The 25,781-nt window shown below is 65.6% G+C and carries 20 protein-coding genes; 12 read left to right on the top strand and 8 right to left on the bottom strand.

Annotated features, from left to right (window positions below):
• Nucleotide 1: 1 nt before the first annotated feature.
• Nucleotides 2-379 (bottom strand): SirB2 family protein, encoded by a 378-nt coding sequence (locus IGS61_RS03040; RefSeq protein WP_230538238.1) that lies wholly within the window; start codon nt 377-379, stop codon nt 2-4.
• Between the two features lie 87 nt (nt 380-466).
• Entirely contained in the window at nt 467-913 is a 447-nt protein-coding gene (locus IGS61_RS03035) for a GNAT family N-acetyltransferase (protein WP_230538237.1), read from the bottom strand.
• 283 nt (nt 914-1,196) lie between these two features.
• On the opposite strand from IGS61_RS03035, the gene IGS61_RS03030 reads away from it, so the two are divergent.
• The 3 genes from IGS61_RS03030 (at nt 1,197) to IGS61_RS03020 (ending at nt 4,580) form a co-directional block, all read left to right on the top strand.
• Nucleotides 1,197-2,441, top strand: a complete 1,245-nt coding sequence (locus IGS61_RS03030; protein WP_230538357.1) for an MFS transporter — start codon at nt 1,197-1,199, stop codon at nt 2,439-2,441.
• Nucleotides 2,438-3,823, top strand: coding sequence for a NarK family nitrate/nitrite MFS transporter (locus tag IGS61_RS03025; protein WP_230538236.1), 1,386 nt, complete (start codon nt 2,438-2,440; stop codon nt 3,821-3,823). Before IGS61_RS03030 ends, IGS61_RS03025 begins: the two co-directional genes overlap by 4 nt.
• A gap of 61 nt (nt 3,824-3,884) precedes the next feature.
• Nucleotides 3,885-4,580: a carbonic anhydrase gene (locus IGS61_RS03020; protein WP_230538235.1), complete on the top strand. Its 696-nt coding sequence runs from the start codon at nt 3,885-3,887 to the stop codon at nt 4,578-4,580.
• On the opposite strand, the gene IGS61_RS03015 is transcribed toward IGS61_RS03020, so the two are convergent.
• Nucleotides 4,566-4,937, bottom strand: a complete 372-nt coding sequence (locus IGS61_RS03015; protein WP_230538234.1) for a ribonucleotide reductase subunit alpha — start codon at nt 4,935-4,937, stop codon at nt 4,566-4,568. The genes IGS61_RS03020 and IGS61_RS03015 overlap by 15 nt on opposite strands.
• Nucleotides 4,938-5,182: 245 nt before the next feature.
• On the opposite strand from IGS61_RS03015, the gene IGS61_RS03010 reads away from it, so the two are divergent.
• From IGS61_RS03010 to IGS61_RS02970, 9 genes are all read left to right on the top strand, one after another.
• Complete coding sequence (locus tag IGS61_RS03010; protein ID WP_230538233.1) at nt 5,183-8,890, top strand: nitrate reductase subunit alpha; 3,708 nt, start codon at nt 5,183-5,185, stop codon at nt 8,888-8,890.
• Nucleotides 8,887-10,437 carry a nitrate reductase subunit beta gene (narH, locus tag IGS61_RS03005; RefSeq protein ID WP_230538232.1) on the top strand — a complete coding sequence of 517 codons (1,551 nt, stop codon included), beginning with the start codon at nt 8,887-8,889 and terminating at the stop codon, nt 10,435-10,437. The genes IGS61_RS03010 and narH overlap by 4 nt, the downstream gene beginning before the upstream one ends.
• Before the next feature lie 21 nt (nt 10,438-10,458).
• Nucleotides 10,459-11,103 carry a nitrate reductase molybdenum cofactor assembly chaperone gene (gene narJ / locus IGS61_RS03000; protein ID WP_230538231.1) on the top strand — a complete coding sequence of 215 codons (645 nt, stop codon included), beginning with the start codon at nt 10,459-10,461 and terminating at the stop codon, nt 11,101-11,103.
• A 27-nt stretch (nt 11,104-11,130) separates the two neighbouring features.
• Nucleotides 11,131-11,817, top strand: a complete 687-nt coding sequence (gene narI, locus IGS61_RS02995; RefSeq protein WP_230538230.1) for a respiratory nitrate reductase subunit gamma — start codon at nt 11,131-11,133, stop codon at nt 11,815-11,817.
• A gap of 15 nt (nt 11,818-11,832) precedes the next feature.
• Nucleotides 11,833-12,579: a peptidylprolyl isomerase gene (locus tag IGS61_RS02990; RefSeq protein WP_230538229.1), complete on the top strand. Its 747-nt coding sequence runs from the start codon at nt 11,833-11,835 to the stop codon at nt 12,577-12,579.
• Nucleotides 12,580-12,681: 102 nt separating this feature from the next.
• On the top strand, nt 12,682-13,668 hold the full coding sequence (gene moaA, locus IGS61_RS02985) for a GTP 3',8-cyclase MoaA (RefSeq protein WP_230538228.1): 987 nt from the start codon (nt 12,682-12,684) through the stop codon (nt 13,666-13,668).
• A 29-nt stretch (nt 13,669-13,697) separates the two neighbouring features.
• On the top strand, nt 13,698-15,599 hold the full coding sequence (locus IGS61_RS02980; protein ID WP_230538227.1) for a type IV pili methyl-accepting chemotaxis transducer N-terminal domain-containing protein: 1,902 nt from the start codon (nt 13,698-13,700) through the stop codon (nt 15,597-15,599).
• Nucleotides 15,600-15,622: 23 nt separating this feature from the next.
• A complete protein-coding gene (locus tag IGS61_RS02975; RefSeq protein ID WP_086147379.1) occupies nt 15,623-16,285 on the top strand; it encodes a response regulator in 663 nt (220 codons plus the stop codon).
• Between the two features lie 124 nt (nt 16,286-16,409).
• Nucleotides 16,410-17,624: an NnrS family protein gene (locus IGS61_RS02970; RefSeq protein ID WP_230538226.1), complete on the top strand. Its 1,215-nt coding sequence runs from the start codon at nt 16,410-16,412 to the stop codon at nt 17,622-17,624.
• A gap of 7 nt (nt 17,625-17,631) precedes the next feature.
• Here IGS61_RS02970 and IGS61_RS27805 read toward each other — a convergent pair whose 3' ends face one another.
• From IGS61_RS27805 to IGS61_RS02950, 5 genes are all read right to left on the bottom strand, one after another.
• The gene (locus IGS61_RS27805; protein ID WP_263643050.1) at nt 17,632-17,757 is read right to left on the bottom strand and encodes a hypothetical protein; all 126 of its coding nucleotides are present in this window, start codon (nt 17,755-17,757) and stop codon (nt 17,632-17,634) included.
• Between the two features lie 33 nt (nt 17,758-17,790).
• A complete protein-coding gene (locus IGS61_RS02965; RefSeq protein WP_230538225.1) occupies nt 17,791-21,207 on the bottom strand; it encodes a response regulator in 3,417 nt (1,138 codons plus the stop codon).
• 74 nt (nt 21,208-21,281) lie between these two features.
• Nucleotides 21,282-23,006, bottom strand: a complete 1,725-nt coding sequence (locus IGS61_RS02960) for a sensor histidine kinase (protein WP_230538224.1) — start codon at nt 23,004-23,006, stop codon at nt 21,282-21,284.
• Between the two features lie 154 nt (nt 23,007-23,160).
• Nucleotides 23,161-25,419, bottom strand: coding sequence for a hybrid sensor histidine kinase/response regulator (locus IGS61_RS02955; RefSeq protein WP_230538223.1), 2,259 nt, complete (start codon nt 25,417-25,419; stop codon nt 23,161-23,163).
• The gene (locus tag IGS61_RS02950; protein ID WP_230538222.1) at nt 25,416-25,778 is read right to left on the bottom strand and encodes an Hpt domain-containing protein; all 363 of its coding nucleotides are present in this window, start codon (nt 25,776-25,778) and stop codon (nt 25,416-25,418) included. The genes IGS61_RS02955 and IGS61_RS02950 overlap by 4 nt, the downstream gene beginning before the upstream one ends.
• Nucleotides 25,779-25,781: the final 3 nt, after the last annotated feature.

Raw genomic sequence — 25,781 nt, 5'->3', positions numbered from 1 at the left:
ATCAGAATGGCCAGGCCTGCTTGGTCACGGCCACGGCGACGATGTAGGCGAAGACCAGCACGGCTGCCGCGAAAGCGGCGCCGCGCACGGCCGGCGTCTTGCCCCGCTTCAGGGCGATGGTGCCCAGCACGATGTAGGCCACCAGCGCGCACAGCTTGGCGGCCAGCCAGGGCTGACTGCCCGGGGATTGGCCGCTCCACACGGCCAGGGTGATGGCGCTGGCCAGCAGGGCCGTGTCGACCAGGTGCGGCAGGATTTTTACCCAGCGCTGCTGCAAGGCGGGCGAGGCGCGCAGCATCCAGGCGCCGCGCAAGAGGAACAGCGCGCCGCTGGCAGCGGCGCAACCCATGTGGAAGTGCTTGAGGCTCAGATAATCCATGCGTGAGGTGGTGGGCGTTGATTGATGGTGGCGCCAGCATAGCCGCCTTTGGCGCGCCGCGCCATACGCCGTCGGGATGAGACGAGCCTAAGGCAGGAATTTCACGTACACGAGTTCAGGGTCACCTTCATCGAGATGGTCGATCTGGCCGCTGCGCACGAAGCCAGCGCTGGCGAACAGCCGTTGCGCGGCGCCGTTGGATTGGTTCGTCGAGGTGAATAGCTTCCCTGTCTGGCACGCGTCCGCGGCGGCCGCCAGCAGGCACCGTCCCATGCCGCAACGCTGGTGTGCGGGCGCGATCACCACCAGCGAGACAAAACCGTAGCCGAAGAAGTCGCCGTGCGTGAGGACATAGCCGGCCACCTGGCCAGCCCGGATGGCCACCTGGCAGCGGCCGTGGCCCACGGCGGCGCGCACGGCCTGGCCACGCTCCGGGTGCGTCTGGGCATAGGCGTCGCAAGCCAGCATGGCTTCTACATCGCCATGCCCGGCCACGCGCGTGACGATTTCATCTGCTTGCGTTCTGTTTTCCATGCCTCTCCCCGTTGTGCCGGTGCCGAGTGTGCCAAAAATGCGCCGTTTTGTAAAACACCCGCCATCCAGGCTAGGTCCATCCCCCGCCATCTAGTCACTTTTGCCGATGCGGCTATCCAGATTGCCTTTCCAGAATCACCCTGTGGCCGATAGTGCCTTTCGCCTCTGCCACGTAAGCTGGTCGGGACGGCTGGCCAGACGGCCAGTGCATTCATGGAGAAACATCGTGGCTACCCTAGATGGCACTAAGAACAACAGTAGTAACAAGGCAGTCGAACCCGGCATGCGGCGCAAGCAGTTTTCCGTGTTAGTCAGCAGTACCTTCGCATTTACCATCTGCTTCGCGGTATGGATGATGTTTGCCGTGCTCGGCATCCCCATCAAGACCAGCCTGGGCTTGACTGAAACACAATTCGGCCTGCTGGCCGCCATGCCCGTGCTGACGGGTTCCCTCGTGCGCGTGCCCTTGGGCATCTGGACGGACAAATACGGCGGACGCCGCGTCTTCTTCCTGCTGATGCTGGCCAGCGTGGTGCCGATCTACCTGATCTCCTACGCCACCGCCTACTGGCACTTCCTCGTGCTGGGCATGTTCGTCGGCCTGGCGGGCGGGTCCTTTTCCGTCGGCACGCCGTACGTGGCGCGCTGGTATGAAAAGGAGCGCCGCGGCCTGGCGATGGGCATTTTCGGCGCCGGCAACTCCGGTTCCGCGCTGACCAAGTTCGTCGCACCGGGCATCGTCGCCGCCTTCGGCTGGCAGATGCTGCCCAAGGTGTATGCGGTGGCCATGCTGGCCACGGCCATCATCTTCTGGCTGTTTTCGTTCACGGATAAATCGCACCTGGCGCCATCGGGCGAAAGTTTTTCGGCTCAGATGAAGGTGCTGAAGGACCCGCGCGTGTGGCGCTACTGCCAGTACTATTCGGTGGTGTTCGGCGGCTACGTGGCGCTGGCCTTGTGGATGACGAAGTACTACGTGGCCGAATATGGCTTTGACTTGAAGCACGCGGCGCTGTTGGCCGCCTGCTTCTCGCTGCCGGGCGGCGTGCTGCGCGCCGTGGGCGGCTGGATCTCGGACAAATACGGTGCGGCGAAAGTCACCTGGGCCGTGATGTGGGTGTGCTGGGTGTGCTTCTTCCTGCTGTCGTATCCGCAAACGCAGATGGTGGTGGAAACCGTCACGGGGCCGCTGGCCTTCCATATCGGCCTGTCGCCGCTGTGGTTCACCGTGCTGCTGTTCATCGTCGGCATCGCCATGGCTGTCGGCAAGGCGTCCGTCTTCAAATTCATCGGCGATGATTTTTCCGACAACATCGGCGCCGTCTCGGGCGTGGTCGGCCTGGCCGGCGGCCTGGGCGGCTTCATCCTGCCCGTGATGTTCGGTGCCCTGGTGGATTTCACGGGCGTGCGTTCGAGCTCCTTCATGCTGCTGTACGGCACCGTCTGCGTTTCCCTCGTCTGGATGCATTTCTCGTTCAAGCCGCTGCGCGCGGCACCAACTACTCAACCTGCAGGAGTTAAAGCATGAGCCGCTATATGATCAATACCTGGGAGCCGGAAACCCCGAGCTTCTGGCAAAGCACGGGCAAGGCCACGGCCGCGCGCAATCTGTGGATCTCGATTCCCGCGCTGCTGCTGGCGTTTGCCGTGTGGATGGTGTGGAGCGTGGTGGTGGTCAACCTGCCCAACATCGGTTTCACCTACAGTAACAACCAGCTGTTCTGGCTGACGGCCTTGCCGGGCCTGTCCGGCGCCACCTTGCGCATCTTTTACTCGTTCATGGTGCCGATCTTCGGCGGCCGCCGCTGGACGGCCATTTCCACGGGGTCCCTGCTGATTCCCGCCATCGGCATCGGCCTGGCCGTGCAGGACGTGAACACGGGCTATCCGACCATGCTGATCCTGGCGCTGCTGTGCGGCTTCGGCGGCGGCAATTTCGCCTCGTCGATGGCCAACATCAGCTTTTTCTATCCAAAGGCGAGCAAGGGTTTCGCACTGGGCATGAATGCGGGCCTGGGCAACCTGGGCGTGTCGGTGGTGCAGTTCGTCGTGCCGCTGGTGATCACGTTCGCCGTCTTCGGCGCCTGGGGTGGCGATTCGCTCACCTGGGTGAAAAATGGCGTGAGCAAGGAGATGTGGCTGCAAAACGCGGGCTTCATCTGGGTGCCGTTCATCGCGCTGTCCACTTTGCTGGCCTGGTTCGGCATGAATGACCTGGCCTCGGCCAAGGCCTCGTTTTCCGAGCAGGCCGTGATCTTCAAGCGCAAGCACAACTGGCTCATGTGCTGGCTGTACACGGGCACCTTCGGCTCCTTCATCGGCTATTCGGCCGCATTCCCGCTGCTGATCAAGATCCAGTTCCCCGACGTGAACCCGCTCGATTACGCCTTCCTGGGACCGTTGGTCGGCGCCCTGGCGCGCGTGGCCGGTGGCATGATTTCCGACAAACTGGGCGGCGCCCGCGTCACCCTGTGGTCCTTCCTCCTGATGATAGGCGCCGTGCTGGGCGTGCTGTACTTCATGCCGCAAGCGGGAGTGGGTGGAAGCTTCAACGGCTTCTTCTGGATGTTCATGCTGCTGTTCGCCGGCACGGGCATCGGCAATGCGTCGACCTTCCGCATGATCCCCGTGATCTTCCTGACGGAGCACCAGCGCGCGGCCGCCGGCAAGGGCAAGGCGGCGCAGGAGCAAGCGATCGTCGACGCCAACAAGGAAGGCGCGGCGGTGCTGGGCTTCACGTCGGCCGTGGCGGCCTACGGCGCCTTCTTCATCCCGAAAAGCTACGGCACCTCGATTGCGCTGACGGGCAGCCCCGACGCGGCCCTGTGGTGCTTCATCGGCTTTTATGTCAGCTGCATCGCCATCACCTGGTGGTGCTACGCCCGTAAAAACGCGCCGATGCCTTGTTAAGTGAGCAAAACGCCTGGCAGGTCGCACTTATCAGGCGTTGTTTAAAGTATCAGAGGTAGTCATGGAAGAACTGGAAAAATTCGTCAACGGCTTCAGCCTGTTTCAGCAGCAGTATTTCAGCGAGCCGCAAACCTTGTACGACAGCTTGCGCGACGGGCAGCGGCCCTCGACCTTGCTGATCGGCTGCTGTGATTCGCGCGTCGACCCCATGCTGCTGACGGGCAGCGACCCGGGCGACATGTTCGTCGTGCGCAATATCGCCAACCTGGTGCCGCCGTGCACGCCGGACGCGCCGCCCGGCGTCAGCTCGGCCATCGAGTTCGCCGTCTGCAAGCTGGAAGTGGCCAGGGTCATCGTGCTGGGCCATGCGCGCTGCGGCGGCATTCGCGCGTTGCTGGAACCGCAGCCGCGCGCGGAAGGCCAGGAAACGGACTTCGTGGGACAGTGGATGCGCATCGCCGAACCGGTGGCGCAGCGCGTGCGGCGCGACCTGGCGCACCGTTCGTCGGCAGAGCAGCACCACGCGTGCGAACTGGCCAGCATCCTGCAGTCGCTGGACAACCTGCTTACCTACCCGTGGCTCAAGCGCCGGGTGGAGCAGGGCGTATTGAAACTGCATGGATGGTATTTTGATATCGACAGCGGGGCGCTGATGGCGTATTCGGCGCGCCAGCAGCAGTTTTTGCCGCTCGTGTGTCCGATAGAGCGCGCGCGGCATCTGCACGAGCGCCCTTGGCCGGATTCAGCTAAAACGTAGCAAATCCCCGCTGCGGTCGAACGCCAGCAGGCTGTCGATGCGGCCTTGCTCGATGGCCGTCACCATGGCGCGCAGGGGCGCTTCGCATTCCTGCGCGGCTGGCGGTTGGCCCTCGCGGCCCGCCAGTCCCGCCACGAAGACCACGTCCCAGTGCGTCTGCATCTGTTTCGACTCCTCCTTCAATGTCTCGAAGCTGCCCAGTTCATCGGGCAGCTTGTCGGCGCACATTACGGGCGTAAGGGACTTGCCCTGGCCGCCAGGCTGGGCCTGCGCCTGGGTAAAGGTGAACAGCAGGCGTTGCGGCTGCTCCTGGTTGCGGGCGCTGCGCAGCAGGCTGGCGTAATCGGTAATTGGCATGATGCTCTTTCTCTGTGTTGAACGATGACGACAGGTATACCGCAGCGCCGCCTTGCCGCCCATAGGCAATAGTGACTATCCGGGTGACTACGCGCCTATGCATTCCTGGTGCCGGAAACCGACTTCTTGCCAATACCGCCGGGCAGGGCGCGTCGATAGACTGTTTGTATCGACGCTTGAGCCATCCTGCTTGCAGCGTTTTTTAAGACCTGGCGCCGCTGCCTGCGGCGCAATGTGGAGGTAGCATGAGTCACTTTCTGGACCGCCTGAAATTTTTTAGCAAGCCCGCCGAGCCGTTTTCCAACGGCCATGGCACCGTGGTCGACGAAGACCGTACCTGGGAAAACGCCTACCGCCAGCGCTGGCAGCACGACAAGATCGTGCGCTCCACGCATGGCGTGAACTGTACCGGCTCGTGCAGCTGGAAGGTGTATGTCAAGAATGGCCTGATCACCTGGGAAACCCAGCAAACCGATTACCCGCGCACGCGGCCCGACCTGCCCAACCACGAACCGCGCGGCTGCCCGCGCGGCGCCAGCTATTCCTGGTACGTGTATTCGGCCCAGCGCGTGAAATACCCGATGGTGCGCGGCCGCCTGATGGAAATGTGGCGCGAAGCGCGCAAGACCATGGATCCCGTCACGGCCTGGGACTGGATCAGCCAGGACCCCGTGCGCTCGCAGCAGTACAAATCCATCCGCGGCCTGGGCGGCTTCGTGCGCGCCACCTGGGACGAATCGAATGAAATCATCGCCGCCGCGAACGCGCTGACGATCAAGAAATACGGCCCGGACCGCATCATCGGCTTTTCGCCGATTCCCGCCATGTCCATGGTCAGCTACGCTTCCGGCACGCGCTACCTGTCGCTGATCGGCGGCGTGGCCCTGAGCTTCTACGACTGGTACTGCGACTTGCCGCCGGCCAGCCCGCAAGTGTGGGGCGAGCAGACGGACGTGCCGGAATCGGCCGACTGGTACAACTCGACCTATCTGATGGTGTGGGGCTCGAACGTGCCGATGACGCGCACGCCGGATGCCCACTTCTACACGGAAGTGCGCTACAAGGGCACGAAAACCGTGGCCATCTCGCCCGACTACGGCGAAATGGTGAAGTTCGGCGACATCTGGCTGGCGCCGAAGCAGGGCACGGATGCCGCGCTGGCGCTGGCCATGGGCCACGTCATCCTCAAGGAATTCCACTCGGAAGGGCAGAGCGCCTACTTCCGCGACTATGCGCGCCAGTACACCGACTTCCCCATGCTGGTGCTGCTCAAGGAGCATAACGGCACCCTGGTGCCCGACTACTTCCTGCGCGCTTCGCACCTGGACAACAACCTCGACGAAACCAACAACCCGGAATGGAAAACCCTGGTCATCGATGAAACCACGGGTGCGATCACGGCGCCGGCCGGCTCCATCGGCTTCCGCTGGGGCGAGTCGGGCAAGTGGAACCTGGAGCAGAAGGCCGGCGGCAGCGGCGCGCCCATCGTGCCGATGCTCTCCATGATCAACGACAGCGACGCCGTCACGGAAGTGGGCTTCGCCTACTTCGGCGGCAAGGACGCGTCCGACATGCTGCTGCGCAAGGTCCCGGTGAAAACCATCCGCCTGGCCGATGGCACGACGGGCCTCGTCACCACCGTGTTCGACCTGACCCTGGCCAACTACGGCATCGACCGTGGCCTGGGCGGTGAAAACGTGGCCGAGAGCTATGACGACGACGTGCCGTACACCCCCGCGTGGCAGGAAAAGCACACGGGCGTGAAACGCGCCGACGTCATCACCGTGGCGCGCCAGTTCGCGGAAAACGCGGACCAGACGCGCGGCAAGAGCATGGTCATCGTGGGCGCCGGCCTGAATCACTGGTACCACATGGACATGACCTACCGCGGCATCATCAACATGCTGATGATGTGCGGCTGTATCGGCCAGTCCGGCGGCGGCTGGGCGCATTACGTGGGCCAGGAAAAACTGCGTCCGCAAACGGGCTGGACGCCTTTGGCCTTCGCCCAGGACTGGGTGCGCCCGATGCGCCAGATGAACGGCACCTCGTTCTTCTATGCCCACACGAGCCAGTGGCGCCACGAAAAGCTGGAAACGGGCGATATCGCCTCGCCATCGGCGGCCGGCGGCACGGGCGACCTGACCCTGCTCGACTATAACGCCAAGGCCGAGCGCATGGGCTGGCTGCCATCGGCGCCGCAGCTGCAGACCAATCCGCTGGAGGTGGCCAAGGCCGCTAAGGCGGCAGGGCAGGCGCCGGCCGCGTATGCACTGGACCAGATCAAGGCAGGCCAGCTGCAATTCTCGTGCGACGACCCGGACAATCCGGCCAACTTCCCGCGCAATATGTTCGTCTGGCGCTCGAACATCCTCGGCAGCTCGGGCAAGGGCCACGAGTACTTCCTGAAATACCTGCTCGGCACGCAAAACGGCCTGCTCAGCGATGAAGACGACTGCATCACGCCGAAACAGGTGAAGGTGCGCCCGGCCGCCGAAGGCAAGCTCGATCTGCTGGTGGTGCTGGACTTCCGCATGTCGACCACGTGTCTGTATGGCGACGTGGTGTTGCCGACGGCCACCTGGTACGAAAAGGATGACTTGAACACCTCGGACATGCACCCGTTCATTCATCCGCTGTCCGAAGCCGTGCAGCCGTTGTGGCAATCGAAGTCGGACTGGGAAATCTACAAGGGACTGGCCGAGAAATTCTCGGAAATCGGCGGCGAACTGCTGGGCACCCAGCAAGACATCATCCTCACGCCGCTGATGCACGATACCCCGGGCGAACTGGGCCAGCCTTTCGATCCCAAGGACTGGCGCGCCGGCGAATGCGATGCGATTCCCGGCAAGACCATGCCGAACATGACGGTGGTCGAGCGCAATTACCGCGACGTCTACAAGAAGTTCACTTCGATCGGGCCGCTGCTGGAAACCATCGGCAATGGCGGCAAGGGCATTTCCTGGAAAACGGGGCATGAAGTGGACGTACTGCGCGGCATCAACCGCACGGTGCTGGAAGAAGGCGTGTCGCAGGGCCAGCCGCGCCTCGATACGGCCATCGATGCGGCCGAGATGATCCTGTCGCTGGCGCCGGAAACGAATGGCCACGTGGCCGTGAAAGCCTGGGCCGCGCTGTCCGCCATCACGGGACGCGAGCATACGCACCTGGCGCTGCCGCGCGAGCATGACAGCATCCGCTTCCGCGATGTGCAGGCGCAGCCGCGCAAGATCATCTCCTCGCCCACCTGGTCGGGCCTGGAAAGCGAAGAAGTCAGCTACACGGCCGGCTATACCAACGTGCATGAACTGATCCCATGGCGCACCCTGACGGGCCGCCAGCAGTTCTACCAGGATCACCTGTGGATGCGCGACTTCGGCGAGGGCCTGTGCGTGTACAAGCCGGCGATTAACACGAAGACGACGGAAGCGCTGCTGGGTACCAAGCCGAACGGCAACAAGGAACTGGCGCTGAACTTTTTGACGCCGCACCAGAAGTGGGGCATCCACTCCACGTATTCGGACAACCTGCGCATGCTGACCCTGTCGCGCGGCGGACCGCACGTGTGGCTGTCGGAGACGGACGCGCAAGCTGCCGGCATCGTCGACAACGACTGGATCGAAGTCTTCAACGTGAATGGCAGCCTGACGGCGCGCGCCATCGTCAGCCAGCGCATCCCGGCCGGCATGACGATGATGTACCACGCCCAGGAAAAGATCATCAACGTGCCTGGCGCCGAGATGACGGGCAAGCGGGGCGGCATCCATAACTCGGTGACGCGCGCTGTGCCCAAGCCGACGCACATGATCGGCGGCTACGCCCAGCTGGCCTACGGCTTCAATTACTACGGCACGGTGGGCTCCAACCGCGATGAATTCGTATTGGTGCGCAAGATGAACAAGGTTGACTGGCTCGAAGGGCCATTGGAAACAGAAGACGGGAGCATGGTATGAAAATCAGAGCGCAAATCGGCATGGTGCTGAACCTGGACAAGTGCATCGGCTGCCACACCTGTTCCGTCACCTGCAAGAACGTGTGGACCAGCCGCGACGGCGTCGAATACGCATGGTTCAACAACGTCGAAACCAAGCCCGGCATCGGCTATCCGAAGCAGTGGGAAAACCAGGACAAGTGGAACGGCGGCTGGCGCCGCACGGACGCGGGCAAGATCGAGCCGCGCCAGGGCAGCCGTTTGAAGATCCTGGCGAATATCTTCGCCAACCCGAACCTGCCCGCCATCGACGAGTACTACGAGCCGTTCACCTACGACTACGAGCACCTGCAAAGCGCGCCGCTGTCGCAGACGCCGCCGACGGCCCGTCCGATCTCCGTGCTGACGGGGAAAAAGATGGAAAAAATCGAGTGGGGCCCGAACTGGGAAGATGACCTGGGCGGCGAGTTTGCCCAGCGCAGCAAGGACAAGCTGTTCGACAACATGCAGAAGGAGATGTACGGTACGTTCGAAAACACCTTCATGATGTATCTGCCGCGCCTGTGCGAGCATTGCCTCAATCCGACGTGCGTGGCGTCTTGCCCGTCCGGCTCCGTGTACAAGCGCGAAGACGACGGCATCGTGCTGATCGACCAGGACAAGTGCCGCGGCTGGCGCATGTGCATCTCCGGTTGCCCGTACAAGAAGATTTACTACAATTGGTCGTCCGGCAAGGCGGAGAAGTGCACCTTCTGCTTCCCCCGCATCGAGGCCGGCCAGCCTACCGTGTGCTCGGAAACGTGCGTGGGCCGCATCCGCTACCTGGGCGTGCTGCTGTACGACGCCGACAAGATCGAGGCTGCCGCCTCCGTGCCGCAGGAGCAGGACCTGTACCAGGCGCAGTTGGATCTGTTCCTCGATCCGCACGACCCGGCCATCATTGCCGAGGCGCGCCGCCAGGGCATCCCTGACCTTTGGCTGGAAGCGGCCGTCAAGTCGCCCGTCTACAAGATGGCCGTCGAGTGGAAAGTGGCGTTCCCGCTGCATCCCGAATACCGCACCTTGCCGATGGTGTGGTACGTGCCGCCCCTGTCGCCGATCCAGGCGGCCGCCGAATCGGGCAAGCTGGGCGTCAACGGCATGCTGCCCGACACCCAAAGCCTGCGCATTCCGGTGCAGTACCTGGCCAATTTGCTGACGGCCGGCGACCAGCCGCCCATCGTCACGGCGCTGGACCGCATGCTGGCCATGCGTGCCTACATGCGCAGCAAGACCGTCGAGAAGGTGGAAAACCTCACGGTGCTGAAACAGGTGGGCTTGAGCAAGGCGCAGGTGGAGGACATGTACCACATCATGGCCATCGCCAATTACGAAGACCGCTTCGTCATCCCCAGCAGCCACAAGGAAATGGCCGAGGACAGCTTCAACGAGAAGGGTTCGTGCGGCTTCAGCTTCGGCAACGGCTGCTCGGACGGCAGCAGCGAGCCGACCTTGTTCGGCAAGAAAAAGCACGGTTCGGCCATCTTCATGCAGATGCCGAAGTCGCGCAAAACGGCGCCAGGCGCTTAAGGAGCTCATATGGAACACGCTATGCATCACTACCAAGTCCTTTCTCGCCTGCTGCTGTATCCGGAGCCGGAGCTGATCGCGCATCTGCCGCAGCTCGACGCCGCGCTGGCGGCAGTGCCGGAGCAGCACGCGCTGCTGCGGCCCTTGCTGGCGCACCTGGAAAGCAGCAGCCTGATCGACCTGCAGCAGCAGTACGTGGCCACCTTCGACCGCAATCCCTCGCACTCGCTGCACCTGTTCGAACATATTCACGGCGAATCGCGCGACCGGGGCCAGGCCATGGTCGACCTGATGGAGGAATACAAGCGCCACGGCCTGCAGATGGTGGGCGACGACTTGCCCGACTTCGTGCCGCTGTTCCTGGAGTTTTTGGCGCAGCTCGACGAGGCAGTCTCGGCGCCGCTGCTGGGCGACGCCGTCCACGTGCTGGCGCACATCGGCCGCAAGCTGACGGCCAACGGCAGCCCGTACGCGCCCGTCTTCACCTTGCTCGAACGCCTGAGCCCCGTGGCGGCAGAAATGCTGGCAGAACCGCCGGTGCGCGACATGGACGAAGCGCTGGAAACCTTCGGTCCCGGTGCGGACGGCGTCGAGCCCTTGCTGCGTCAAGCCCCGGGCGGCGTCCATCCCGTGCATTTTCACCCGCAGCCGCGGCGCGCAGCTTGAACCGCGTCCGCATGAGGAGAGTACATCATGAGTAATTACTTGCATCAATTTCTGTATGGCATCTATCCATACATCGCACTGGCCATCTTTTTCCTGGGTAGCCTGATTCGTTTCGACCGCGAGCAATACACGTGGAAGTCCGATTCCAGCCAGCTGCTGCACCGCGGCAGCCTGCGCCTGGGGAACATCCTGTTCCACCTCGGCATCATCGGCCTGCTGTTCGGCCATGCGGCCGGCTTGCTGACCCCCGTCTGGGTGTGGGATACGCTGGGCGTGTCGCATAGCCTGAAGCAGGGCGTGGCCATGGCGGCCGGCGGCGTGATGGGCGGCCTGTGCCTGGCCGGCATCCTGATCCTGCTGGCGCGCCGCTTCGGCAATGCACGGCTGCGCGCCGTTACCACGGCCGGCGACAAGCTGGTGATGCTGTGGATCCTGCTGACCTTGCTGCTGGGCCTGTCGTCGATTTTTGTGTCGGCTTCGCACATGGATGGCCACATGATGGTCTTGCTGATGAACTGGGCGCAGCACATCGTGACTTTCCGCGGTGACGCGGCCAGCTTCATCGTCGATGCGCCGCTGGTGTTCAAGCTGCACCTGTTCATGGGCATGTCGCTGTTCGTCATCTTCCCGTTCACCCGTCTGGTGCACGTGTGGAGCGGCTTTGGCGCCATCGGATATCTGGGACGCACTTGGCAACTGGTTCGCCGCCGTTAAGAAAGGAGTCACATCATGGGAATCTCCGTCAATGGCATCGATATCGACGATGCCGACATCGCGCAGGAATTGCCGCATCACGATGGTGCCGGCAATCCGCTGAAACAGGCCGTGCATGAACTGGTGCTGCGCCGGCTGCTGCAGGACGAGGCGCAGCGCCTTGGCGTGCAGGGCGGCAGCGATGACGACCGCATCGAGGCGCTGTTCGCGCAGGAAGTGCGCGTGCCGCCGGCCGACGATGCGGCTTGCCGCACCTTTTATGCGCAGCGCCCGCAGCTGTTTCGCAGCGGGGCGCTGGTCGAGGCGCGCCACATCCTGTTCCAGGTGACCCCGGAGGCGCCTTTGGAACTACTGCGCACGACGGCGCAAGCCGTGCTCGATGCCCTGAAGCTGGCGCCCGAGCGCTTCGCCGAACTGGCGGCGCAGTATTCGAACTGCCCGTCCGGCGCCCTGGGCGGGAGCCTGGGCCAGCTGTCGCCGGGCCAGAGCGTGCCGGAATTCGACGCCCTCGTGTTCCGCCTGGAAGAGGGCGCGCTGGCTGGCCACTTGCTGGAAACGCGTTTCGGCTACCACATCGTGCAGGTACAGCGCCGGGTCGAAGGCCAGGCCATCCCGTACGAAGCGGTACAGGCGCAGATCGCCGACCGCCTGTCGCGGGCGGCGTGGCAGCGCGCCGTGCACCAGTATCTGCATTTGCTGGTGGGGCGCGCCGACATCGCCGGCATCGAGCTCGAAGGCACAGCCAGTCCGCTGGTTCAGTAAGTAGAAATGCGTAGCTAAAAAGGCGTAGGCCGCTAGGCCTTCTGGGGCACAGCCAGATCGTGCCCCAGCCTTTACAATCACGGAAGAAACAGGAGTAGCGTCATGGGTAGCGTCAAGTTGCAGGACCGTTTTGGCCGTTCGATCGATTATGTGCGGCTGTCCGTTACCGACCGATGCGACTTGCGTTGCAGTTATTGCATGCCCAAGGGCTTTCGCGGCTTCGAGGAGCCGAAGGATTGGCTGACGTTCGACGAGATCGAGCGCCTGCTGGGCATTTTTGTTCGCCTTGGCACGCGCCGCGTGCGCCTGACGGGCGGCGAGCCCCTGTTGCGGCGCAACCTGCCCGAGCTGGCGCAAAAGCTGTCCGCGCTGCCCGGTCTGGACGACCTGTCGCTGTCGACCAACGCCACCCAATTGGGCAAGCACGCCGTGGCCTTGCGCGCGGCGGGCGTGGACCGCATCAACGTCAGCCTCGATTCGCTCGACCGCGCCTGCATGCAGCAGATCACGGGGCGCGACAGCCTGCAGCCCATTCTCGATGGCCTGGTGGCGGGCAAGTCGGCCGGTTTCGACCCGATCAAGATCAATATGGTGGCCATGCGCGGCATCAACGACGGCCAGATCGAGGCCATGGCGGCGTTCTGCATCGAGCAGCAGTTCATCCTGCGCCTGATCGAAGCCATGCCCATGGGCAGTACGGGCCGTAATGCCAGCTACATGCCGCTGGGCCCCGTGCGCGAGCGCCTGGCGGCCCGTTTTGGCCTGGTGCCGCAGGCGATGGAACTGGGTGGCGGACCGGCGCGCTATCTGGCGACGCAAGACGGACGCTCGAGCATCGGCTTCATTACGCCCATGTCGCAGCATTTTTGCGCCACCTGCAACCGCGTGCGCCTGTCCGTCGATGGTACCCTGTACCTGTGCCTGGGCCAGGAAGAAAAATTCGCCCTTGGCCCCATGCTGCGCGGCGGGGCCACGGATGCGCAGATCGAGGCGGCGATCCGCGCCGCCATCGAACTGAAGCCGCAGCAGCATGATTTCAATTCGCAGCCGGACAAAATCGTGCGCTTCATGGCGCAGACGGGCGGCTGAGACAGTTTGCATTTACATTCAAGGGTGGTATGAAATTCAAGGCGATGTTTTCCTCGTGGCAGAAGCTGTCGACCAAGATCGTCGGCGCGCTGCTGCTCATGCTGGTGCTGGCCCTGAGCGCCATCGGCTGCACCCTGTTCCTGTCGTGGCAGCTCGAAGGCAGTTCGGCCGCCATCAATGAAACGGGCCGGCTGCGCATGCAGACTTACCGCCTGACCCTGCTGCTTGCCAGCGACGCTGGCGAACAGGCGCGCCAGCAGGTGCTGCTGATCGACGAAACCCTGGCCAAGATCGGCCACGGCGACCCGCAGCGCCCCTTGTTCCTGCCCCCCAGCACGGCCATCAAGTCCGAATTCGAGCGCATCGGCACCGCCTGGCGCGGCGCCTTGCGCCCGGCCGCGCTGGCGGCCGATTCCGCTGCGCGCGCGCGCCAGTTCGAGCATGACGCCGATACCTTCGTCGGCCAGGTCGATCAATTGGTGCGCCTGATCGAGCACGATAGCGAACAGCGCACCTTCTGGCTGCGCGCCTCGCAGCTGATCCTCGTCGGCATGGCCGTCATCGGCACGGTCAGCATGATTTACCTGATGTTCATGCTCATCATCGAACCGGTGACGCGCCTGCGCCTGGGCATGCAGCGCATGAAGGAGCGCGATTTCAGCGTGCGCCTGGCTGTCGAGAGCAATGACGAATTCGGCCAGCTGGCCAGTGGCTTCAACCAGATGGCCGACCGCCTGCAGGCGCTGTACGGCAACCTGGAAGAGGGCGTGCGCAGCAAGACGGCCACCCTCGAATACCGCAACCGCGAGCTGGCGCTGCTGTACGAAAGCGCGGCCTTTTTGCAGCGCCCGCAGCCCCTGGAAGACATTTGCGGCGGCTTCATGCAGCGCATCGTCGATTATTTCGAGGCCGACGGCTCCACCGTGCGCGTGCTCGACGCCGAGCGGGGCAACCTGCACATGGTGGTGCATACGGGCCTGTCCGAGGAACTGGTGGCGTCCGAGCATTGCCTGAAGGTGGGCGACTGCCTGTGCGGCACGGCCGTCGAGATGAAGGTGGCGAAGGTGCACGACATGCGCCGCATCGACAAGGCGCACGAGCTGCGCTGCCACCGCGAGGGCTTTGCCACCGTTTCCGTCTTCCATATCCATGCGCATGAACAGCACCTGGGCTTCTTCAACCTGCATTTTCGCCATGCGCGCGTGTTTTCCGCGCGCGAGCTGGCCTTGCTGGAAACCCTGGGCCAGCTGCTCGGCATCGCGCTGGAAAACCTGCGCCTGGCCGCGCGCGAACGCGAAATGGCCATTTCCGAAGAGCGCAACCTGGTCGCGCAGGGCCTGCACGACAGCATCGCGCAAAGCCTCAATTTCCTCAACCTGCAGGTGCAGATGCTCGACGACTCCGTGCGCAATGCGCGTTTCGACGAGGTGGCGGGCATCGTGCCGGCCCTGCATGCGGGCGTGAAGGAAAGCTACGAGGACGTGCGCGAGCTGCTGGCCAACTTCCGCAGCCGTTTGATGGAAGATGACCTGATCGGCTCCCTGCGCGCGGCGCTCGACAAATTCCGCCGCCAGACGGGCATCGACGCCGAACTGCTGGCCGATGTCGACGGCGCGCCATTTCCCCGCGAGCAGCAATTGCAGTTATTATTCATCGTGCAGGAAGCGCTGTCGAACATCCGCAAGCACGCCCAGGCCAGCCACGTCGAGGTGCGGCTCGCCGATCACCAGGATTTTACGCTGACGATCAGCGACAATGGCGTCGGCTTCGACGCTGCCGCCGTGCTGGAAAAGGGCGACAGCCATGTCGGCATCCACATCATGCGCGAGCGCGCGCAGCGCATCGAAGCCACGTTCGACGTGCACGCCTGTCCCGGCGGGGGCACGACCGTCGAACTGCATCTGTCGCGCGAGCAGCGCCGCGCCGCCTAAGCCACTATCAGAAAGTATAAAAAATGGAGACTCCCGATAAACCGATCACCGTCATGCTGGTGGACGACCACGCGCTGTTCCGCAGCGGCATACGCTCGCTGCTGCAGCGCCACACGGAATTTTCCGTCGTGGGCGAGGCGGCAGACGGCGTGGAAGGCATCAAGCGCGCCATCCAGCTGCAGCCCGACGTGGTGCTGCTGGACCTGAACATGGCCGGCATGTCCGGCGTGGAAGCGCTGCAGCTGATGCAGCACGACTGTCCCGACACGGCCATCGTCATGCTCACCGTGTCGGAAGATGCGGAGGACCTGGCGACGGCCCTGCGCGCGGGCGCCTGCGGTTACCTGATCAAGAATATAGACGCCGACTACCTGGTGCGCGCCATCCGCCGCGCGGCCGCCGGCGAAGTCGTCATCGCTGAAGCCATGACGGGCAAGCTGGTGGCGCAGCTGCAGGCGGGCACGCGGCGCGAGGAGCCCGTGTCGGAGCTGGACAAGCTCACGCCGCGCGAAAAGGAAATCATCGATTGCCTGTCGCGCGGCGAAAGCAACAAGGGCATCGCCCGCACCCTGGATCTGGCCGAAAGCACGGTCAAGATCCACGTGCAGAACGTGCTGAAAAAACTCAACCTCACCAGCCGCGTGCAGGCGGCCGTGTACGCGGTCGAGCACCGCCAGGGCAAGTAGCCCGGGTTGGGGTCTGACCCGCCGGGCCGGACCCCATGGCTATTATCTCTAGTCCTTTTTGCCGATGGCAGTTCCTGCGCTTTTAAAGTAGTATATTGAATATATCTTTAAAGGCGACTCCATCATGGCCATCACCCCGATCAGCGAACCTTCTTCCTCTCCCGCCGCCGCCTCCGGCGCGGCGCCATGGCAAGCCGGCCACGCCGTCTGGCAACTGGGTTTCCGCCCGTTTTACCTGCTGGCGGCCGTGTTTGCGGCCATCGGCATACCACTGTGGCTGGCCAGCTATGCGGGATTGCTGCCGGGCGGTTTGCAGGTGGGCCTGGGCTGGCACATGCACGAGATGGTGTTCGGCTTTGCCGTGGCCGTCGTCGTGGGCTTCCTGTACACGGCGGGACGCAACTGGACGGGCTTGCCCACGCCGCACGGCGCGCCGCTGATGGCGCTGGCGGGCCTGTGGCTGGCCGGGCGCGTGGCCATGCTGTGCGGCCCCGGCCTGTTGCCGGCGCTGGTGGACTGGCTGTTCCTGCCGCTGGCCGCCTGGCCCCTGTACCAGGTGTTGCGCCGCTCTGGCAATACGCGCAACCTGTTCCTCGTCGGTCTGCTGGCCTTGCTGGCGCTGGCCAATGGCCTGTTCCACGCGGCTGAGCTTGGCTGGCTGCCGCTGTCGCTGTTCCTGCCCGTGCAGGCGGCCATTTTCATCATCGTGCTGATCGAATCGGTGATCGGCGCGCGCGTCATTCCCATGTTTACGCGCAATGGCGCGCCTGGCAGCACGCCCGTGGCCAGTCCGCAGCGGGCCCTGATCGCCGTGGCCTGCATGGCGGCCGCCGCCATCGCGTGGCTGGCCGGTGCGCCAGCCTGGCTGACGGCGCCGCTGGCGTTCTGTGCTGCCGGCGTGTCGCTGGCCAACCTGCTGGCCTGGCAGCCGCAGCGCACGGTGCGCGTGCCGCTGCTGTGGATACTGCACCTGTCGTATGCGTGGATCGGTATCGGCTTTGCGCTGCTGGGACTGGCCAGTCTCGGCCTGCTGCCGGCCAGCGCCGCGCTGCACGCGCTGACCGTGGGCTCGATGGCGGGCCTGATCATCGGCATGATGACGCGCACCACCCTGGGCCATACGGGCCGTCCACTGAGGGGCGGCCGGGCGGAAGCGGCGATGTACTGGCTGATCCAGCTGGGCGCGCTGGCGCGCCTGCTGGCCGCCGCCGGTCCCGCCGCGCTGTCCATGCCGCTGCTGCTGGCGGCCGGCGCGTGCTGGTCGCTGGCCTTTGGCCTGTATGCGTGCGTGTATGCGCCCTATCTGTGGCGCGCCAGGGTGGATGGGCGCGAAGGCTAAGCTGGTATCAGGACGGGCGCCAGGCCAGCAGTTTCCTGATTTCCGGCGTCCAGTACGACAGCGATTCGCCCACGACGAATAGCAGCAGGCCCAGCATCAAGGCTCTCAGCAGCAAATCCCTGCACCAGATCATGGCGTCTCCTGAATTTTTATATTGGCAAGTTTATCATTGGCATGCGCTGCCATGTTGCGTTTCTGGCGTGGCTGCCTGGCCAGGCGCCGGCGCCTGTGCCGTGTATGCGGCGGCGGCATCGATGGCGTGCGCCAGCGCCAGTTCCAGGGTGTCGAGCGCGGCGGCCGCGTCCTTGCCGGCGTGGAGCAGCTGCTCCGCGCGCTGGGCCGCGTGCAGGGTGGCGGGCAGGGCCAGGCTGCCCGCCACGCCGGCCAGCTTGTGCGCCAGCGCGGCGGCGTCGCCGCGCGCGTTGGCCGCCAGCAGGGCGCGCATGGTGGCGACGGTGTTGCGGTACGTGGCGCCAAAGCGCGACAGGTGCTGGCGGTAGGGCGCCTCGTCGAGCCACTGCGCCAGTCCTTGCGCCAGGTCGATCACGGGTGCCGTGCCGGATGGCGGCACGGGCATCGCCGCCGCGCTGATGGCTGGCGGCAGGGCCGGCAAGCCTTGTGCATGGCGCCGGTGCACGCGCGCGACCAGGGCGATGGTCTGCGGCACGTCGAATGGTTTGCTGATGAAATGGTTCATGCCCGCTTCCAGCGCCGCCGTCTGCTGCGTCTGGAATGCGCCCGCCGTCAGCGCCACCACGGGAAGGTCGTGGAATTGCGGCAGCTGGCGCAGCGCGCGCGTGGCCTGCAAGCCATCCATGACGGGCATCTGCACGTCCATCAGCACGATGTCGACTTCATCCGGGTGATCCAGCAGCCAGTCCAGCGCCTGCCGGCCATCGCAGGCGAACGCGGGCAGGGCTCCCTGGTCGCGCAGGATATGGTTGACCACGTCCCGGTTGATTTCGCTGTCGTCGACCACCAGCACGCGCACGCCGGCGAGCTGGCGTTCCTCCAGCGCCGCATGGCTGGCATCGAGGCCGGCCAGTTCGGCGCGGCGCTGGCGCGCATCCATCGTTGCGTTGTACAGGCTGGAGGCCGTGACGGGTTCGTTGAGGATGGCATCGGCGGGATTGTCCGGATCGGTATGGCGGCGCGCGGGCGCCGTGGCCGGCGCGCCGCTGGCCGCCACGATGACGACGGGGCAATCTTGCGGCGGCAAGTGCTCGCGCAGCGCGCGCGCAACGGCTTCGCCATCCATGTCAGGCAGGTGCGCGGCCAGCAGGACGACGCCGGGCCGCGCGCCCTCGGCGCAGGCGAGCGCGTAGTCGAGCGCCGCCTCGCCGCCGGCGACCGCATGCACGCTCCAGCCCAGGCCTTGCGCCACGGCGCCGACCGTCGCGCGCGTGGCGGCGTTGCCGTCGGCCAGCAGCACGTGCAGGCCCTGCATGTCGGGCATGCCGCGCGCGCGCGCGGGCATCAGCTGCAGCGGCGCCGTGAAACTGAATTCGCTGCCCTGGCCCAGCGTGCTTTTCAGGCGCAGGGCGCCGCCCATCAGACGCACCAGCTGGCGGCAGATGGTCAGGCCCAGGCCCGTGCCGCCGAAGCGGCGCGTGGTCGAGGTGTCGGCCTGGGTGAAGGCGGAAAAGATCGTTTCCTGCACTTCGGGGGCTATGCCGATGCCCGTGTCGCGCACGCAAAAGCGCAGCACGGCGACATCGCCATCGCGGCTTTCCAGCGCCGTGTGCAGCTCGACTGTGCCCTGCGCCGTGAACTTGATGGCGTTGCTGGTGAGGTTGACCAGCACCTGTTCCAGCCGCAGCGCGTCGCCCAGCACATGGTCGATGCCGTCGGGCAGGGGGCCGATGCGCACGGCGATGGGCTTGTCATGCACGGCCACGCCCATGCTGGCGGCGATCTTGTCGATCACCTCGGCCAGGCGGAACGGCGCCTGTTCCAGGTGCATATGGCCCGCCTCGATTTTGGACACGTCCAGCACATCGTTGATAATGCCGAGCAGCGACTGGCCGGCGGCGCGGATCTTGCGCGCCATCAGCAGCGCCTCGCCATCGAGGCCGCCTCTTTCCAGCAGCCAGGCCATGCCGAGGATGGCATTCAGGGGCGAGCGGATTTCATGGCTCATGTTGGCGAGGAATTCGGCCTTGCTGCGGTTGGCCGCCTCGGCCCCGTCGCGCGCCAGCAGCATGGCTTCCTCGGCCTGTTTTTGCGCGGATATGTCCTGCACGAAGATCAGCGTTGCCGGCCCGTCCTTGAGCATCACGCGGGCCGTCGTCTTGAGGATGGGCACGGGCCGTCCCTGCTTGTCCAGGCCGACTGCTTCGAAGACCTGCTCGCTGGCGGAATCGGCCTCGATCAGCGCCTCGCTGCTCGCCAGCGCCGCCTGCGATTCTGCCGTGAGCATGCTGCGCCACGGCAGGCCGCTCAAGTCGTCCTCGAGGGCGTAGCCGTGCAAGTGGCGGTAGCGGGGGTTCGAATAGACGAAGCGGCCATGGCGCAGGATGGCGATGGCCAGCGGCGCATCCTCGATCAGCGTGCGAAAGCGCGTTTCGCTGTCCGACACGGCCTGCATGGCCTGCCGCGCGCTTTCCTGCTGCGCGTGCCAGGCGGCCAGGTGCCGCCGGCGCCGCTGGCTCCAGTACAGCAGCGCGCTGCCGGTGGCGGCCAGGATGGCGAAGAAAATGGCATAGCCGGTTGCCTGGCGCCGCAGCGGAGCGGCGATGGCCGCTTCCTCGCGGCTCAGACCGATGATCAGCGCGCGGTCCATGTGCAGCGCCGGCGGCGCGATCGTGGCCATGGCCATCATGCGCGGCGGGCTGGCGGGCTGGCCGGGCACCATCACACCGTCGAGCACCGCCGATGGCTGGCCGCTGTCGCGCAGGCGCCGCAGGAAGCTGCCGGGCACGTCCAGGTTGCTGCCGTCGACGGCGCCCTTGGCCGGGTAGTTGAGGAACTGGTGGCCGTCGCCGTGCAGCACCACGGCCCACACGTCGCCCGCATACATGGCGGTGCGGAACTTGCCCGTGAAATATTCGGGATCGAAGGTCGCCATCACCAGGCCGGCGAAGCGGCCCTGCCGGTCCGGCACCATGCGCGCGGCCGTCATCACGAGGTCGTTCCTGAACGAGCGGAAGGGCGGCGACAGGTACAGCATGTGCGCGTCGGGCGCGTCGCGCACCGTCTGGAAGTAGCCGCGGCGCGAAAAATCCTGTTGCATCAACTCCGGGATATTCGTGGCGAGGGGCTTGCCGCTGGCGTCGAGCACCAGCATGGTGCGCACGCCGGGCATGGCGTCGACCAGGGCGGTCAGGCGCCGGGGCAGGGCCTGGCTGGCGCCCGTTTCCGCCGCAGGGCCGAGAAAGTCGCGGATCACGCCTTCGAGCACCAGGTTGGTGGCGGCCAGGTCGACTTCGATATTCTTTGCCAGCAGCGCCGTCAGCACCTCCAGCCGCTCGCGTTCCGCCGCCGCGTGCCGCGTGGCTTCGGCGAGGTGCAGATACGCCAGGGTGACGCCGATGACCAGCAGTCCGAGGAGAAAAAAAAGCCACTCAATCAGTCGTCTGTGCACTGCGTCGCCACCTGGTAGTCGGATCATGTGACGATGCTATACCGTATAGGGGAGAAGAACAACTTTCCCTGTGACTACTCAGCCGATAGTGTGGTCAATTTGTCGAAGTGGCCCACCGGCTGCGCCGTGTCGGCCAGCGGCAGGTACAGGCTGAATACGGCACCCTGGCCCGGCGCCGATTCCACCGCGATGCGTCCGCCCATCAGGACCGCCAGGTGGCTGGCGATGGCCAGGCCCAGGCCGGCGCCGCCATGCGCGCGGCTGGGCGTGTCGTCCGCCTGCGAGAATTTCTCGAAGATGCTGGCCTGCTGCGCCTGCGCGATGCCGACGCCCGTGTCGCACACGGCGATGCGCAGCTGGCCGGCGTGGCGCGCCACGCGCACGTCGATGCGTCCGGCGGGCGTGAAGCGCAGCGCGTTGTCGAGCAGGATGGCGAGCAGGCGCACCAGGCGCGGGCGGTCGCAAACGAGGTGCGACGGCGTATCGGCGGCGGCGCACCAGGCCAGGGCGATGCCCTGCTCCGCCGCGCGCTGGCGGAACGGCGCCAGCGCCTGGGCCAGCACGCCGGGCAGCGGCTCCACCGCGCACTTGAGCCTGAGCTGGCCGCCCTCGAGGGCACTCAGTTCCATGGTCGCCTCGACCAGCGCCAGCAGCTGGCGGCCGCTGGCGCGTATGGCCTGCGCGTGGCTGGCCAGCCCGGGCTGCGGCTGCAGCTGCTCCAGCAGCAGGTCGGAAAAGCCGAGGATGCCGTTGAGCGGCGTGCGCAGCTCATGCGACATGTTCGACAGGAAGCGCGACTTCGCTTCGCTGGCGGCGATGGCCCTGGCGCGGCTGTCGATCAGGCGCCCGATCAGCAGCACCAGCGCGGCCCACGACAGCACGATCAGCGCGCTGGTGACGGTCGCCATCAGCAGCGCCTGCTCGCGGCGCGAAGCGTAGTCGGCCAGCACCGTGTCGCGGTCCAGGCCGATCAGCATGTAGAGCGGATAGTGCGCCAGCTTTTCAAACGCGTAGTAGCGCAGGGTGCCGTCGATGGGGCTGCGCTGCAGGAAGCTGCCGCGCGTCTTGCCGCGCATCTGCGCGAACAGGGCGCTGTCGCCGACGTCCTGGCCGATGGTGTTGACGCTGCCGACGCGGCGCGCCCGCATCACGCCATCGGTGCCGATGAGGGCGATGGAGCTGTTCTTGCCCAGGTCGACCTCGTCATACAGGCGCGTGAAGTAATACGGATCCATCGACGCCACCACCACGCCCTTGAAGCTGCCATCGGGGTGATTGATGCGCCGCGTCAGCTGGATCGACCATTTTTTCGACACGCGGCCCAGCACGGGCTTGCTGATGTAGAGTTCGCCGCTGTCGCCGCGCACGTGCACCTGGAAGTGCTCGCGGTCGGCCAGGTTGGTGGGTTTGAACGGCTTGCTCGTCAGTACGGTGTCGCCCCGCTCGTTGACGATGCTGAACAGGTTATACAGGGGGCCGGGATTGAGCCCCTGCTGCAGGTCGGTGACGATGTCGAGCTTGTCTCCCAGCGCATTGTAGCGCCCGCGCAGGTAAGTGACGGCCTGGTCGGCCCCTTCGATGGTGCGTATCGCATGTTCGTCGAAGACCCGCGCCATGCTGCGCGCATCGCGCTGGGCGTCGGCGATGGCCCGCTCGTGGGCGTGGTCGAGTTGCCGCAGCGTGACGCCCCACAGGCCGGCCAGCAGCAGGGCCACGAAAAACGACAGCAGGATGCGCGTGTCCAGGCGTTCCCAGGGCAGGGCCTGCCATTTCAATCGTGGTGTGATGTCGTGCCGCATGCCGCCTCCCACAGTAGTCGTCCCGTGACGGCCGCCGCGATGGCGGACCTGGACACGGACTGCATTACTCTCTGCGATCAATTATATCGAATATAAATGATTTCATCGATAAAATTGAATTATTTGTGGTAAGTGTTGTATTTGCCCGCTGCGCCTAGGATGTGGCCTGGCGTGCCAGCCAGTGTTCCACCAGCTCGCGCAACTGGGCCGCCGTGAAGGGTTTGGACAGGTAAGCGTCCATGCCGGCATCCATGCAGCGCTGCCTGTCGTCGTCGGTGACGCCCGCCGTCAGGGCGATGACGGGGGTGCGCGCGGCGCCGCTGCGCAGTTCGCGCGCGCGCAGCGTCTGGCAAGCCTGGTAGCCATCCATGACGGGCATCATGCAATCCATCAGCACCAGGTCATAGCGCTGTGCCGCCAGGGCCAGCAGGCCCAGCTCGCCGTTTTCCGCCGTATCGATGGCGTAGCCGCGCCCGCCCAGCTGCAGGCAGACCAGCTGGCGGTTCAGCGCCGTGTCCTCGACCAGCAGGATGCGGGCCGCGGGCGCGGACTCCGGCTCCGGCTCCGGTGCCGGCGCAGGGACGGGGGCGGGCGGTGCTGGCGGCGCGGCAGGCGGCGCGGCGCACGCTTCGTCCTGCGGCACGCCAGCCGGGGCGGCCGGGCCGCACGGGATGCGCACGGTGAAGCGCGAGCCGGCGCCGGGCGTGCTGTCGCAGCCGATCTCGCCGCCCAGCAGTCCGGCCAGTTGCTGGCAGATGGCCAGGCCCAGTCCCGTGCCGCCATATGCGCCGCTGATGCTGGCGTCGGCCTGGCAGTAGGGCAGGAAGACGCGGCCCAGCTGCTCGGGCGTCATGCCGATGCCGGCGTCGCTGACGCGGAACAGGAGGGCGGCCGTGCCGGGGCTGTCCGGTGCGCCAGGCGCCAGCTGCAGGCTCACCGTCACCTGTCCCGACGCCGTGAATTTGATGGCGTTGCCGACCAGGTTGCCCAGTATTTGCGCGATGCGCGTGCGGTCCGAGCACACCTGCCGCGGCACGCGCGGGTCCACCTCGGCCACCAGCTGCAAGCCTTTGCGGTCCGCCTGCGCGTGGTGCAGCGCCAGCAGGTCGTCGAGCAGCTGGCGCGGGTCGAAGTCGCGCAGTTCCACGCCCATCTGGCCCGCCTCGGCCTTGGACAGGTCGAGAATGTCGTTGAGTATGTGCATCAGGTCGTGCACGCCGTTGCTGACGTTGGCCGCATAGTGGCGCTGCGTCGCATCGAGCGGGGTTTCCAGCAGCAGTTCGGCCATGCCGGCGATGCCGGCCATCGGCGTGCGGATTTCATGGCTCATGATGGCCAGGAAGCGCGACTTGGCGGCATTGGCCGTTTCCGCGTGCGCCTGCAGCGCCAGCGCCTTGGCCGTGTCGCGCTCGCGGCGCCGCAGCAGGCCCATGATCAGCGCCACGGCCAGCGCCACCGCCAGCAGGCTGACCAGCGCCGCCCCGCCCATGGTGCGCAGCATGCGGCGCCAGCCCGCCAGGTAGACTTCGTCCGTGACGGTGACGTTGACGGCCAGCGGATAGTCGCGCACCAGACGGATGCCGGCCAGGCGGTCGACCGGGCGGCCCTGTTCGGCCGCGCGCGGCAAGTCCACCTGCAGCACGCCATGCGTCTTGCCCTGTTCCAGCAGGCGGTAGGTACTGCCCGTCAGGTTGCGCTTGCCCATCATGGCGGGGGCGGCAGGCCAGCGCGCCAGCAGGGTGTAGTCGCTGCGGTACAGGGAAAAGGCCGTATGCTCGCCGATGCTCGTGTTCTGGAAGAATTTGCTGAAGAAATCGCACGACAGGCCCACCAGGATCACGCCCAGGAAGCGGCCGTCCGGCCCGCTGATGCGCCGGCTGATATAGAAGGTCCAGGCACCGTTGCCCTTGTTTTGCACGGGCGCGCTGACGTGCATGCCGCCGTCCGGGTGGCGGCGGTGGTAATCGAAATAATCGCGCTCGTCGAGGCGGATGGGCGGTGCGGGAAAGGCGCGGCTGAAGACCAGCACGGCGCCGTCGCCGCCCACGATGGACACCACGTCCACTTGCGGCACGCCGCCGATCTTGTGCCGCAGCATCTGGTGCATGGCCTGGTTGCCGGCGGTGGCGGCCAGCGCGGCTCCGTCGGCCGGGGCGGCTGCCTGCACTTCGTTGCTGACGCTGTCGAGCACGAGGCGGGCCGCCGTCATGCTTTGCGCCGTGTTTTCCGCCAGCAGCAGCGACAGGTTGGACAGATCCCGTTTCCAGTCTTCGACGGCTTCGCGGTGCAGCAGCATGCCGGAGATGACGATGCACAGCGCCAGCAGACCCACCAGCGCCAGGCCGGCCACGGCTGCCGTGGTGCGCGGCGGATAGCGGTGGACCAGGCGCAGGATGGCCCGGCGCGCATTCATGCCTGCGCGCCCGTGTAGTCAAGCATGCTGCGGCGTACCTCCTGTTCCACCGCGCCGAGCAGCGCCGCCGTTTCTGCGAGCCAGCCGGGTGCCGCCACGCCCTGGTGGCGCACCAGCTGCTCCAGTTCCGCCAGGCGCGCCGTCAGCGCGCGGGCGCCCAGCAGGGCCACCGTGCCGCGCAGGGTATGGCAGGCATGCACGATGGCTTGCGCCGCACCGCCGCGCACGGCCTGCTCCACGCGCGCATACATGGCCGGCGACGTGTCCAGATAGGTCTGGGACAGGGCGCGGAACATCTCCAGGTCATGGCCGGTGGCCTGGAACAGCACGGCGGGATCGATGTGGCGATAGGCTGGCATGCT

Source organism: Janthinobacterium sp. FW305-129 (assembly GCF_020858115.1).
In the GTDB taxonomy this organism is placed as follows: Bacteria; Pseudomonadota; Gammaproteobacteria; order Burkholderiales; family Burkholderiaceae_D; genus Janthinobacterium.
Note: the sequence above shows the minus strand (reverse complement) of the source record. Positions and strands in the feature narration are given on the sequence as shown.

Coding starts and splice junctions, on each gene's coding strand:
- IGS61_RS02970 (WP_230538226.1), top strand. CDS start 16,410: ATGGCCATCACCCCGATCAGCGAACCTTCTTCCTCTCCCGCCGCCGCC.
- IGS61_RS02990 (WP_230538229.1), top strand. CDS start 11,833: ATGGGAATCTCCGTCAATGGCATCGATATCGACGATGCCGACATCGCG.
- moaA (WP_230538228.1), top strand. CDS start 12,682: ATGGGTAGCGTCAAGTTGCAGGACCGTTTTGGCCGTTCGATCGATTAT.
- IGS61_RS03025 (WP_230538236.1), top strand. CDS start 2,438: ATGAGCCGCTATATGATCAATACCTGGGAGCCGGAAACCCCGAGCTTC.
- narH (WP_230538232.1), top strand. CDS start 8,887: ATGAAAATCAGAGCGCAAATCGGCATGGTGCTGAACCTGGACAAGTGC.
- IGS61_RS03040 (WP_230538238.1), bottom strand. CDS start 379: ATGGATTATCTGAGCCTCAAGCACTTCCACATGGGTTGCGCCGCTGCC.
- narJ (WP_230538231.1), top strand. CDS start 10,459: ATGCATCACTACCAAGTCCTTTCTCGCCTGCTGCTGTATCCGGAGCCG.
- IGS61_RS03035 (WP_230538237.1), bottom strand. CDS start 913: ATGGAAAACAGAACGCAAGCAGATGAAATCGTCACGCGCGTGGCCGGG.
- IGS61_RS27805 (WP_263643050.1), bottom strand. CDS start 17,757: ATGATCTGGTGCAGGGATTTGCTGCTGAGAGCCTTGATGCTGGGCCTG.
- IGS61_RS03010 (WP_230538233.1), top strand. CDS start 5,183: ATGAGTCACTTTCTGGACCGCCTGAAATTTTTTAGCAAGCCCGCCGAG.
- IGS61_RS02950 (WP_230538222.1), bottom strand. CDS start 25,778: ATGCCAGCCTATCGCCACATCGATCCCGCCGTGCTGTTCCAGGCCACC.
- IGS61_RS02980 (WP_230538227.1), top strand. CDS start 13,698: ATGAAATTCAAGGCGATGTTTTCCTCGTGGCAGAAGCTGTCGACCAAG.
- IGS61_RS03020 (WP_230538235.1), top strand. CDS start 3,885: ATGGAAGAACTGGAAAAATTCGTCAACGGCTTCAGCCTGTTTCAGCAG.
- IGS61_RS03030 (WP_230538357.1), top strand. CDS start 1,197: ATGCGGCGCAAGCAGTTTTCCGTGTTAGTCAGCAGTACCTTCGCATTT.
- IGS61_RS03015 (WP_230538234.1), bottom strand. CDS start 4,937: ATGCCAATTACCGATTACGCCAGCCTGCTGCGCAGCGCCCGCAACCAG.
- IGS61_RS02960 (WP_230538224.1), bottom strand. CDS start 23,006: ATGCGGCACGACATCACACCACGATTGAAATGGCAGGCCCTGCCCTGG.
- IGS61_RS02955 (WP_230538223.1), bottom strand. CDS start 25,419: ATGAATGCGCGCCGGGCCATCCTGCGCCTGGTCCACCGCTATCCGCCG.
- IGS61_RS02975 (WP_086147379.1), top strand. CDS start 15,623: ATGGAGACTCCCGATAAACCGATCACCGTCATGCTGGTGGACGACCAC.
- narI (WP_230538230.1), top strand. CDS start 11,131: ATGAGTAATTACTTGCATCAATTTCTGTATGGCATCTATCCATACATC.